We start from the raw sequence: 12,397 nt of genomic DNA, 5'->3' as shown, positions 1-12,397 counted from the left end.
ATGGTATGATTATAGTTGATTTGAATTAAAACGGCTTGTATTGATGGTGGAGGTGTGGTTAGTGTCTGAATCCAGCGCAACAACTGAAATTATTATTCGTTTACCACAGCAACTCTTGGCGGAGCTGGACGGATTTGTAGAACAAGAGAATGTAAATCGAAACGAATTTATTTACCGCGCTACGAAAATGTATATTCGTGAACGAAAAAAACGCCACATAGTAGAATCAATGAGACGAGGCTACATGGAAATGGCCAAGATCAACCTTGCGATTGCATCGGAGGCTATACAGGCGGAATACGAGGCAGAGCATACTGTCGAACGGCTTGTAAGCGGGGGATGATCTTTTGGGCGTTAAGCGAGGCGATGTATATTTCGCCGATTTATCCCCGGTAGTAGGCTCGGAACAAGGGGGAGTCAGGCCGGTGCTCGTGATCCAAAACGATATCGGGAATCGTTTCAGCCCCACGGTCATTGTTGCGGCCATTACAGCACAAATCCAAAAAGCTAAGTTGCCTACGCATGTAGAAATTGATTCAAAGCGTTATGGTTTTGAACGGGATTCAGTCATTCTGCTTGAACAGATTAGAACGATTGACAAGCAGCGTCTAACGGATAAAATTACACATCTGGACGAAGAAATGATGGAAAAGGTGGATGATGCCTTACAAATCAGTTTGGGCCTCATCTCTTTTTAAAAAATTGTCAGCTTGTAGGGAATGCAGGTATTATGATTCTCTACAAGCTTTTTTATGATCATTTTTAGTAAAACAGGCTATATGAGCCACATTTATGAAGCTATTGACCAATGGATGCTTTCATGATAAGGCTTTTGTTGTAGAAAACATGCTCAATCAATATGCTGATAGAGCCTCTGGATAAAGCATTGTGATCCGTGAGAATCCCATGTTAAAGCGAGTATATAAAGGGGATTATAAGGAATGCAAAAAATAGATAAACTCATCCCGATTTATCGGGAACAAAAAGCATATACGATATTTTATGACCGAGAACATCATAAATTTTATAAGTTTCAGCACCAGGAGTTTTATGCGATTCTCATATTAATCATCTATTCACTTGCCATCCTTGGAGGAATATACTTGGCCAATGAAATATTTCTCTACTTTTCATTTGCAGGAAATGCAGTGAATATGTTCTTACTTACTTGCATTGGCATTGTGATCATCGGGAGTTATTTCGTAGCAAAAATGTACTATCGAAGTTTCTATGCACAAAAGCCAAGGGAGATTTTTTTAAACAGGGAGAGCATGGAAACATATGCCAGAAAAGGGATTCAACAATATCGTGTAGCCATATACGCCGGGGGCGGCTTGAGTGTTTTAATGGCCCTTATTTCTTTTATATTGACATTGGTATTTGCCCGGCTAGATTTTTTGGTCTTGGGTGGAATCACAAACACATTCCATTTACTTTTTATAAAGCCTTTTACGACAAAAAAAATACTAAAGCAAATGGTTCATAACGAAATAAATGATTCGTAAATACCCTTAGGAACCCGAGTCTGGAGGAAAATGCCTTCTCTCAGGAACGAGTCTGGAGGAAAGTGCCCGAGGAATCGTGTGCTACATCCCCACGTGTAGACCGAACAAGTGGGGGAAGCCCGGGAAACATTTTGATGAGCTGGAGCAGTTGCTGTTCACCGGGTAAAGAGCAGCCGGGTGTAGTACAGGGAATGTCTTGTATAAACAAGGGGGAGAGTTTCCCTGTATTGTCTAACAGCCAACAATGTCATTTATTTCTTTTTCGAATGCTGTTATCGGCATTTTGCAAATGGAAACAGGTTCGCTCTTATTTATAATCACTTTCCTATAAACGAGAGATAAGAAATATACTCTGTCCCCTCCAAGTTTCCTTTCGTATTTCACGTTCTTTTATTGATGTTTATCATACTCCAACATCCGCCTCTTCCACATCGCTGCTTGTTCCTCCATCCCTTCTTTCCGGTAAAAATCAATTAAACATTCATAAAATTCAAGAGCAGGTATTAATTGGATGGCTTTTTTTAACTGATAAATGGCTGTCATATAATTATTTTGCTTTTTATAAGCGTAAGCATTCCAAAGAACGAGATCCATTACGTCTTCTTCTATCTGGGTGCGCAATTCTAAAAACCAGTCAGTAGGGTGAGACTCATCAAAAAGGCGCTTGGGGAAAGTGTGAATCATCTGATCAATAAGCTGTTGCCGTTTTTTGTATGATGATTCATATTGCGCTTCGCGAATTTTTTCCATAAAGATCACGGCATCACATTTCACTTCTCCTTGAAGATATACGTGAGCGCCATCTAACACTAAAAAGGAGTAATCGCTCCCTGGAATGGTTAAAAGTTTGCGCAAGTAGGACAAATATACCCGTAAATTGGCTTTTGCTTGCTGAATCGGAATATGTGGCCACAATGTTTCACATATATGTTCTCGCGTCGTGGAACGGTTGACTAACAGAAAAAGCAGCAATGGTTTGGCGAAACGCTTATTCCAACCATTTTGTATCGGCTCTCCTTCAAGATGCACATGAAATGGCTCCAGTATTTTTACTTGCAGCTGTTTGTGCGCCTGGAGCTTGTCTAGCCACTCTGTTTGAATTTGACTGACATAATCAAGCATTGTCTCATCCACTGAACGGATAAATGGATCAGGAACAACAGGCGGGCCATTCTGATGCGTGACAAAATCATGGAGAATCTGGGCAATCAGTTTCGGTTGATCCAGAATGATAAGACTGGATGCGTTTGGTATCATTAAATGCTGGCAGTGGCGCAAATGGACCGTATGTAATTTTAAATAATGAAAAGGAAACAAAAAGTCTTTTGCTCCCGACAAAATGAGTGTAGGACATTGCAATTGTTTGATATCCGTAATGGGATCTGAACTGACGGTCAAGTCCATGACCTTGGCGTAAAGGTCAAATTCAATCGTTTCGGCATATACTTTCAACTTGTCTAGCTCTGGATGCCCTTTTGGCAAAGTGGTGGCCATTGCCTCCAAGTAGTCAAATGGAATTTCTTTTTTTCCGCCTGACAATTCTTTTCGATGGGATCGGATACTTGGAATCATATGTGGCGGGTGGCATGGTAAGGACATTAATGTAAGAGTTTTTACTTTATTTGGATGTAGGTTTGCATAGGCTGCGCCGATCAATGCGCCCATTTGCCAGCTAACGATATGTACAGCTTTCAACTCGAAAGCTTCCAGCAATTCATGAAGGTCCATGACGAATCGCTGGATCGTCAAATCTTGAATGGGGACATCATTTTCACTTTTTCCATATCCTCTCAAGTCATAGCGCAAGATAGAGTAAGTATCGCCCAAATGATTGATTAGTGTTTCAAAAGACCGCAGATCGACTGCATTTGAATGAATAAGGACGAGTATTTCGTCAGTATGATGGGCTGATTGCGCCTCTTGAAGTACATAATGAACTTGTCTGTCATTGATTTTTATAAGCGGCATGAAGACCCCCCTTTTGCTTGTTTTGTTTCATTGGACAGATGACATGGCTGACAGTTTATAGACATTCAGATTCTCCTTTTTTCATAAAAAAAAGGGAGAATTTTTTTTGTGCAATCCATTGTATTTAAAATGAGGTGTTGCGTTTGTGTAACGCTCCATTTGGTATGATTGCGAGCAAGATTAGATTGGTGGAATAGATTCTGTTTTTTTCACCAACTAGTATAGATGATAACGTACACTTTTTATATCGGAAAGGATTAAAAAAATGAAAAGAAAGATCGCTATTTTCCTTATTTTTATTTTAAGTTTCTCTATGATCGAGCCTTTTTTTCAGGGGAAAGTAGAGGCGCAAAATTTGTCTCAAATCATTAAAGCTGAAAAAACACTAGACTTTCAACGTGTTGATGGGTCATGGGAGTTGGGCCCCGGCTCTGGTACTAGCAAAGTAGGGTATGAATGGAAGGAGGGATCGCGTATTTATCATGAACCTTTAGTCTATTTTTCTCTGGAAGAAATTGACCGAAGCAAGGACATACAAATGGTAGCCTTACAGTTTGGCGTAGCACCTTCTTCCCTGGAAAATGCCCCTTTTTTGGATATATGGGGAGTCAATAACTACAGTCTGGAAAATATGTTTGTACGTAATAAAAGTGCGAAATTGTTAAATAGGCCCATTACTCACGCTCCTTTTAGCATGTCATTTAACGTCACAACTTATGTCGTTTCTCAACTCCATCATAGTAAAGCTGCTTTTTTATTTGGGGGGGCAACTGAATCGCCTGATCCCGGCTCCCCCGAAAAGAACCGGAACTTGTCAATATATAATCACAGCAAAGAATACTATGAACCAATGCTGCTTGTTATGTATAAGGAGCCTTCGCCGCCTATGGGAGAAATAGCCATTGAAGGCAATGGTTTTACAAATACAGAAGGGGTAAAATTGCGAATCGATGCTCGTCCCAACAATGGCAGGCCGGTTGAAATGCGGCTAGGAAACAGTTCTAATGACTGGATCACACCATGGCGGCCATATCAATCATCAATGGAATGGACTTTGCCATCGGGTGATGGGCCAAAAACAGTTTATTTACAGCTTCGAAACCAGGCTGGAGCTTTGACCAATCAATACACGGCCAATGTCATATTGGATACGGTGAAGCCTGCCGGAAATGTTACGATCAACGGGGGAGAAGTGAGTACAAAGGCCCCAAAAGTGACTCTGCATATGGATGGTCGGGATACGAATGGTGTAACAGAAATGCAAATTTCCAATAAAAGTAATGAGTGGCCTCATGAGTGGGTGCCGTTTTCAAAAACGTATGAATGGACATTGGAATCTCCGACAGTGGAAGAAGGAAAAACGGTGTATGTTCGCTTAAAGGATCCGGCTGGAAATATTAGTGACACTTTTTCAGCCAGCATTGATTTGGAGCTCGGCCCACTGATCGATGGAGTTGAAGATGGGGGTGTATACAATCGTGATGTAACGGTCACACTTGCCCCTCGTGTCAAAACGGTTCATATGAATGGAAAACAGGTATTTGTAAGAGAAAGCGGAGATACGGCGGTTAAGCAGTTGGCTATAGCAGAAACAGGAGAAATAGAACTGGAAATAACCAATACACGCGGGGAAGCGACTGCACTGCAATTTTTGATCGATCGTGAGGCCCCTAGTGGAACTATTATAATAAACGGAAATGAAAATTATACAAACTCTCGCCAGGTCATCTTGAATGTAACGGCAAAAGATTTAGGCGGTTCTGGCCAGGTGCAGATGCGGTTTAGTAATGACAAAGATACATGGCAGGATAATTGGGAGAATTTTTCAGAAACGAAGCCATGGATGTTGGAAGAGACAGGTGTTAGTCAGAAAACCGTTTATATGCAACTGCGGGATCGTGCTCAAAATGTCAGTGAATATGAGGCGGCAATTATATATAGATCTCTGCCAGTTCCGGAAGATCACGTTGTAACGGGAGGGATTGGTCAGAAAGTCCGTTTTAAAAAGGAGGACTTTGTTTATAAAAACGGAGACAAAACGGAAATCGAAGCAGTTAGAATGGAGACTCTTCCTGATAAAGGCAGGTTGTTTTTAAGCGGAGAAGAAGTTGCAACTGGTCAAGTGATTCCTCTTGATCAATTGAAGGATTTAACGTTTATGCCTCCCTTATTGTGGATTGGAATGACTAATTTTACATGGAAAGCGACGAATGGCTACGAGTTTTCTAAAAATGCCGGGAATATGAAATTGGAAATCGATATGGAACCGGAAAAACCAACCATAAAGGTGAATCCGTCCGGTGAATGGACGAATGAAGCGGTGGAAGTGACCATCGTGGATGGCAAAGTGGGTACAAGCGGTGTAGAAAAATCAGAGTATAAGATTGGAAAAGATGGAGAATGGCAGTTTTATGAGAAGCCATTTCACCTAACCGAAGCTGGTGAATATAAGATCTACGCTAGAACAAAAGATCGCAAAGGAAAATATAGCGAAATCGCTCAAGCAGATGTCAAAATCGACCGAACGAAGCCGTTAGCCCCGAAGATTAGCTTATCAGAGGATGGTTGGACAAATGAAGCAGTGGAAGTGACGATCGCGGCCGGAGAACCTGGTCCGAGCGGTGTATCCGAAACGGAATATAAAGTAGGCGAAAGTGGCAAATGGACGACCTACCAAACGCCATTTACAGTAGAAGAAGCGGGAGAACATGACCTTTATGCGAGAACAGTCGACAAAGCGGGAAATGTTGGAGCCGAATCGCAGTCCACGGTGAAAATTGACCGAACGAAGCCGACGGCTCCAAAAATAACTTTATCCAAGTCTGGTTGGACAAACGAAGCAGTAGAAGTGACGATAGCTGCCGGAGAACCTGGCCCGAGTGGTGTAGCCGAAACGGAATATAAAGTAGGCGAAAGTGGCAAATGGACGACCTACCAATCGCCATTTACAGTAGAAGAAGCGAGAGAACACGACATTTATGCGAGAACAGTCAACCAAGCGGGAAATGTCGGAGCCGAATCTCAGTCTGCGGTAAAAATTGACCGCACCAAGCCGTCGGCTCCAAAAATAACTTTATCCAAGTCTGGTTGGACAAATGAAGCAGTGGAAGTGACGATCGCGGCCGGAGAACCTGGTCCGAGCGGTGTATCCGAAACGGAATATAAAGTAGGCGAAAGTGGCAAATGGACGACCTACAAAACGCCATTTACAGTAGAAGAAGCGGGAGAACATGACCTTTATGCGAGAACAGTCGACAAAGCGGGAAATGTCGGAGCCGAATCGCAGTCCACGGTGAAAATTGATCGAACGAAGCCGTTAGCCCCGAAGATTAGCTTATCAGAGGATGGCTGGATAAACGAAGCAGTAGAAGTGACGATAGCTGCCGGAGAACCTGGCCCGAGTGGTGTAGCCGAAACGGAATATAAAGTAGGCGAAAGTGGCAAATGGACGACCTACCAATCGCCATTTACAGTAGAAGAAGCGAGAGAACACGACATTTATGCGAGAACAGTCAACCAAGCGGGAAATGTCGGAGCCGAATCTCAGTCTGCGGTAAAAATTGACCGCACCAAGCCGTCGGCTCCAAAAATAACTTTATCCAAGTCTGGTTGGACAAACGAAGCAGTAGAAGTGATGATAGCGGCCGGAGAACCCGGTCCGAGCGGTGTATCCGAAACGCAATATAAAGTGGGGGAAAGTGGCAAATGGACTCCCTACCAAACGCCATTTACAGTAGAAGAAGCGGGAGAACACGACATTTATGCGAGAACAGTCAACCAAGCGGGAAATGTTGGAGCCGAATCGCAGTCCACGGTGAAAATTGATCGAACGAAGCCGACGGCTCCAAAAATAACTTTATCCAAGTCTGGTTGGACAAACGAAGCAGTAGAAGTGACGATAGCTGCCGGAGAACCTGGCCCGAGTGGTGTAGCCGAAACGGAATATAAAGTAGGCGAAAGTGGCAAATGGACGACCTACCAATCGCCATTTACAGTAGAAGAAGCGGGAGAACACGACATTTATGCGAGAACAGTCAACCAAGCGGGAAATGTCGGAGCCGAATCTCAGTCCATTGTTCAAATAAATCGTACCGCGCCAATATTATTATTAAATGGAAATGAAAAGATTGTGATGGAAACTGGATTGACTTATAAAGAACAAGGAGCGAATGCTTTCCATACACATTTTGGGAATTTAACAGATCGAGTTCAAATAATAGGAAATGATTTTGATACAACAACACCAGGGACCCATAAGATAACATATAGCATTACAGATCCAGCAGGAAATGAGGCGAAATTACATCGAACTGTGCAAGTGGTTGGAGTAAGTGGATTAACGGCTACTGAGGATGTACCCAATGAACTGAAAGTAGGGGATACGTATCAACTCAATGTCGTTCCTGTATATGAAAAGAACGAACCAAAACCAACATATAGGCACAAAGCTACTTTTAAATCCAGCAATTCTGAACTTGCCAGTGTACGAAATGATGGGCTTATTCAGTTTCATAAGTACGGCACACTCGTCATTTATGCAACTTACGGAGACATAGAAGAAAGCTGGTTGTTTGAAATAGACGATGATTATCTTTACTTGAACGAGCAACGAATATTAAAATCAGGGAAAACTTACACATTAAAAGGTACAAATGTACAGCTTTCCACCCCCGAAAATCTGCTTGCAGGAACGAGAATGTTTATTCAACATGCCGATATACGAAACACAAATTATAAGGGGCTAAACCAAGCAGGCGATAGATATTCATTTACGGTTGATAGTCCAAATCCGTTCCACCTGACAGATCCATATACCTTAACAATGGGATACGATCAAAAATTGTCAAGTGCCCAAGTAGCTATTTATTATCTTGATGAACAACAAAGGAAATGGGTGCATGTTGGTGGCGAAGTAGATCCAAAGAAACATGTCATTACAGCAAGAGTGCCACATTTTTCAACGTATGCCGTATTTTCAGATGACCAATCGCCTGACATAATCATCTTTGAAGCTGAACCTGGGGAAAAAGCAGTAAAATTAAAATTCAAGGCTGAAGACGCCTCTGGGGTCAGTTATTATCGGCTATTAAAAAATGGAAAAGAAATTGCGACATTACAAGGAACGGATGAAGTATATACAGACCATGATGTAAAGCCGGATACGGTTTATACTTATCAATTAATATCGGGAGATATATACGGAAATGAATCTAGCCAAACGATTCAAGCCAGAACGAAGAGCGCATCCATATCGGGGGTGAAGACCCCGCCGAAAACCGAGCAGCCGGAATTGGGTAACAAACATCAAAACACGAAACAATCCGCTGCACTTAACAAAGAAACAGAGAAAAGAGTTGTTGATGAGGCAGGAAATGATCAAGGAATAGCGCAGCCTGCTCCTAATAAACCACTGCCAAATACAGCTACGAACATGCTTTGGTACTTGCTTATGGGAATGATTATTTTTAGTCTCGGAATAAGTATATTATTTTGGTTGTGGCTAAAAAGAAGACGCCAAGTTTGAACGAAATAGTTCTTTAATGTACAAAAACAGTCCCATGTGTTAGAAACTAATGCGTGGACTGTTTTTTGTTTCACTTTTTTATAGTGAAGCCTTCTTAAACGGCCTTCTTAGAATCATGATTAAATAACCAAACTAAAGACTTTTTAACTATTAAATTTCCTCTTAATGGTGAAATGTAATGCATATTTAGTGAAATGAAGAAGACATGCGAATGAAGTCATCCTTATTTGATATAATTCATATGGACAAGGTGTTAGAAGAGATCACTTATACTAGTATGGACGGAGGCGGAAGGAAAAACGTCCATTGTGGAAGCCGATGATCAATATTCCTCGTCCAGATGAGGTGAGCGCCCCATTCGAACGGGATGATAGTGATCGGTAACATCTGGGAAAAACTCTCATGCAACTAGACTATCAGAATGAAAAGAAAGCACCATAGGCCATGAGAGAGGTTATTTTTGTACAAAATTGGAAATCGCATCGTTAATTTCTTTCATAATGATTTGGCCACAATGGATGAGTCGTAAAAGTCATACCGGCGTGACAGCCAAGTTTTATGGGCCGCCTTCACTAGTAGCCGTCACGTTTTGCATGCCCCCATGTTGTAAAAATAAGGAGATTGCAATAGCGTTTGGCAACGATTATTATTGGAATTATTTGTAAAATATTGTGGTGATAAATTGTTTTTTTGGGCATGATATTGTTAAAATAGGGTTATTGATATCATTGAAGCTAAGGAGCTGTACGAATAGGAGGAAATTTGTTGAAAATGGAAGTCGCCAATTTTTTGAAAAAAAATAGGAACAAATTGATGGATGACTGGATCGTGGAGATGAAACAGCTGGGCGGGGATGGCCCGTTACATGTCATTTCTGACGATAAATTTGAAAGCATAAGCAGGGAGTTTTTTGACATCGCTGTTTTCAATATCGTAGATTCAGAGAATCGTTACGAAACGAAAGTCGAAAGATTTGCGGAACAAGTTGTGAGAATTGGCTGGCCGCTCACCTTTTTAATGTCCGGTCTGCAAGTACTGAAGACCCTTATCTTTGACTGGATGAAGGAAGAAAATAATTATGGGGCCGATGATCTTGTGAAACTTTTTCATGAAATAGAAAATTGGATTTCCCCATTGAACAGACAAATCGTCGAGGCATATTCCAATAGTTGGGAGAAAACAGTTTTTTTACAAAAAGTGGCTCTTCAGGAACTGTCAGCTCCACTCATACCCGTATTTGAAAAAATTTCCGTCATGCCCTTGGTGGGAACCATCGACACGGAACGTGCCAAGCTGATCATGGAAAACTTGCTGTCGGGTGTTGTCAAACATCGGGCGGATGTCGTTCTTATCGATATTACCGGTGTGCCTGTGGTGGATACCATGGTGGCTCATCATATCATTCAAGCGGCGGATGCGGTCCGGCTTGTAGGTTCAAAATGCATGATTGTGGGAATTCGCCCGGAAATCGCCCAGACAATCGTCAATCTCGGCATTCATTTGAACCACATTACGACGACGAGTACATTGCAAAAAGGAATAGAGAAAGCACTAGCCTTCACAAATAGAAAAATAGTGGTACTTGAGGAGGGTGCTCATTGAGAATACCAATCTTAAAGCTTCGGGATTGTCTGCTAGTTTCGATTCAATGGGAACTCGATGATCAGACAGCACTGGAGTTCCAAGAGGATCTTTTAAATAAAATTCATGCCACCAATGCTCGTGGTGTCGTGATTGATATTACTTCGCTCGATATCATTGATTCGTTTATCGCGAAAGTGCTGGGCGATGTAATGGAAATGTCCAAGCTAATGGGAGCCAAAGTAGTCATTACCGGGATCCAACCTGCTGTAGCCATTACGCTTATTGAGTTGGGTATTCGCATGGAGGACGTGACTACAGCCCTTGATTTAGAAAATGGATTGGATAAATTACAACAGGAACTGGGGGATTAGCCTATGGAGCTGCAGTCCTTTGTAAAAATATCAAATGAATGGGACATCGTGGCAGTTCGCCAATTAGGCAGAAATGCAGCAAAGGAACTGGGCTTTGGGGTAGTTGACCAGGCAAGAATAACAACTGCAATCAGCGAATTGGCTCGAAACATCTTTTTATACGCAGGTGAAGGAAAAGTTTGGATAGAGAAAGAATTTTTGGATGGAAAAAAAGGGCTTAAAATTATCGCGCAGGATCAAGGACCGGGGATTGAAGATATTCGCAGAGTAATGGAGGACGGGTATTCCACTTCTGGGGGATTGGGCGCCGGCCTTCCAGGTGTAAAGCGGCTAATGGATGATTTCAATATAGAGTCTGAACCAGGAAAAGGCACTGTGGTAACTGCGGTGAAGTGGCTCCGATAAGGGGAGTGATTCTTAATGGGGTTTTGGGAAACAATTGTACCGAAGTACAAAGAGATTATTCGGAAATACCTAAACGATAAAGATGAAAATATCCTTTATCAAGGACAAAAATTAAGCCGGAAATTGATTGAACATCAAATAGCACCAGAGGAAGTAATCAGCCTTCACAAGTCCATTATGATGGAAGAAAATTACTCTGCTGGAAAAATCATCGACTCTTTTGATGTGCTTCTAGAAGTGATGTTGGGCTACGGACTTGCTTATCGGGAACATCAAAGCCTTAGAACGGAGCAGCTGGCTTTGCGGAACGAAATTGAAGTAGCGGCAAACATGCAGGAAACACTGCTAAGGACATCCATTCCTTCGGTTAAAGGGGTGGATATTGGGGCGATCAGTGTGCCGGCCCGACAAATGAATGGAGATTATTTCCATTTTGTTTCAAACGATAGCCACCTCGTCGGAATAGCCATCGCTGATGTTATTGGTAAAGGCATACCCGCGGCACTTTCGATGTCAATGATTAAATATGCGATGGACAGCCTTCCGGGAGATGATCACAGTCCCGGCTCGGTATTGAAAAGTTTAAACCGTGTCGTGGAGCAAAACGTTGACCCGAATATGTTTATAACGATGTGCTATGGCACTTATGATGCAAAGCAACATCTATTCAGCTATGCGACCGCCGGACATGAACCGGGATTTTTTTATAAGGCGAAAAGCAAGGAATACTTAGATTTTTGCGGCAGAGGTTTATTGCTTGGTATTAATAAAAATACCGAATATAAAGAGTATGAAATCCAATTAGAACCGGGTGATATGATTATTCTCATGTCCGATGGGGTAACGGAATGCCGGACGGAAGAAGGTTTTATCGAAAGGGAAGATCTCACAAGTTACATTGATCGATATATTCATCTTCCAGCCCAGGAAATCGTGAATAATGTGTTTAAAGATTTGGAAAGACTTCAGGAATTTGAATTGCGGGATGACTTTACGTTAATCATTTTAAAAAGAACGAAATAAAAACATGTTTATCTTTT

Annotated in this window: 9 protein-coding genes; 8 read left to right on the top strand and 1 reads right to left on the bottom strand. The window is 41.9% G+C overall.

Features of this window, described 5'->3' with window-relative positions; all coding sequences use genetic code 11:
* Window positions 1-61 precede the first annotated feature (61 nt).
* The 3 genes from MHB50_RS16595 to MHB50_RS16585 all read left to right on the top strand — a co-directional run bounded on the left by MHB50_RS16595 (window position 62) and on the right by MHB50_RS16585 (window position 1,505).
* Window positions 62-343, top strand: coding sequence for a YlcI/YnfO family protein (locus MHB50_RS16595; protein ID WP_018709208.1), 282 nt, complete (start codon window positions 62-64; stop codon window positions 341-343).
* Window positions 344-347: 4 nt separating this feature from the next.
* Window positions 348-698, top strand: a complete 351-nt coding sequence (locus MHB50_RS16590) for a type II toxin-antitoxin system PemK/MazF family toxin (RefSeq protein WP_077111417.1) — start codon at window positions 348-350, stop codon at window positions 696-698.
* 243 nt (window positions 699-941) lie between these two features.
* The gene (locus MHB50_RS16585; protein WP_340084242.1) at window positions 942-1,505 is read left to right on the top strand and encodes a hypothetical protein; all 564 of its coding nucleotides are present in this window, start codon (window positions 942-944) and stop codon (window positions 1,503-1,505) included.
* Between the two features lie 390 nt (window positions 1,506-1,895).
* Here MHB50_RS16585 and MHB50_RS16580 read toward each other — a convergent pair whose 3' ends face one another.
* On the bottom strand, window positions 1,896-3,473 hold the full coding sequence (locus MHB50_RS16580; RefSeq protein ID WP_340084241.1) for an alpha/beta fold hydrolase: 1,578 nt from the start codon (window positions 3,471-3,473) through the stop codon (window positions 1,896-1,898).
* 265 nt (window positions 3,474-3,738) lie between these two features.
* Between MHB50_RS16580 and MHB50_RS16575 the strand changes: the two genes are divergently transcribed.
* From MHB50_RS16575 to MHB50_RS16555, 5 genes are all read left to right on the top strand, one after another.
* The gene (locus MHB50_RS16575; protein ID WP_340084240.1) at window positions 3,739-8,997 is read left to right on the top strand and encodes an immunoglobulin-like domain-containing protein; all 5,259 of its coding nucleotides are present in this window, start codon (window positions 3,739-3,741) and stop codon (window positions 8,995-8,997) included.
* Between the two features lie 765 nt (window positions 8,998-9,762).
* Window positions 9,763-10,599: an STAS domain-containing protein gene (locus MHB50_RS16570; RefSeq protein ID WP_321189672.1), complete on the top strand. Its 837-nt coding sequence runs from the start codon at window positions 9,763-9,765 to the stop codon at window positions 10,597-10,599.
* A complete protein-coding gene (locus MHB50_RS16565; protein ID WP_077111413.1) occupies window positions 10,596-10,952 on the top strand; it encodes an STAS domain-containing protein in 357 nt (118 codons plus the stop codon). Before MHB50_RS16570 ends, MHB50_RS16565 begins: the two co-directional genes overlap by 4 nt.
* 3 nt (window positions 10,953-10,955) lie before the next feature.
* Window positions 10,956-11,357 carry an anti-sigma regulatory factor gene (locus tag MHB50_RS16560; protein ID WP_077111412.1) on the top strand — a complete coding sequence of 134 codons (402 nt, stop codon included), beginning with the start codon at window positions 10,956-10,958 and terminating at the stop codon, window positions 11,355-11,357.
* A gap of 15 nt (window positions 11,358-11,372) precedes the next feature.
* Window positions 11,373-12,380, top strand: a complete 1,008-nt coding sequence (locus MHB50_RS16555; protein WP_077111411.1) for a PP2C family protein-serine/threonine phosphatase — start codon at window positions 11,373-11,375, stop codon at window positions 12,378-12,380.
* Window positions 12,381-12,397 lie beyond the last annotated feature (17 nt).

Origin of the sequence: Siminovitchia sp. FSL H7-0308 (assembly GCF_037980985.1) — a bacterium.
Classification (GTDB): domain Bacteria; phylum Bacillota; class Bacilli; order Bacillales; family Bacillaceae_C; genus Siminovitchia; species Siminovitchia thermophila.
The sequence above is the reverse complement of the archived record's forward strand: the minus strand, read 5'-3'. Positions and strand labels throughout refer to the sequence as shown.

Excerpts from the sequence above, each read along its gene's own strand:
- MHB50_RS16575 (WP_340084240.1), top strand. The coding sequence starts at position 3,739 with ATGAAAAGAAAGATCGCTATTTTCCTTATTTTTATTTTAAGTTTCTCT.
- MHB50_RS16585 (WP_340084242.1), top strand. The coding sequence starts at position 942 with ATGCAAAAAATAGATAAACTCATCCCGATTTATCGGGAACAAAAAGCA.
- MHB50_RS16580 (WP_340084241.1), bottom strand. The coding sequence starts at position 3,473 with ATGCCGCTTATAAAAATCAATGACAGACAAGTTCATTATGTACTTCAA.
- MHB50_RS16560 (WP_077111412.1), top strand. The coding sequence starts at position 10,956 with ATGGAGCTGCAGTCCTTTGTAAAAATATCAAATGAATGGGACATCGTG.
- MHB50_RS16555 (WP_077111411.1), top strand. The coding sequence starts at position 11,373 with ATGGGGTTTTGGGAAACAATTGTACCGAAGTACAAAGAGATTATTCGG.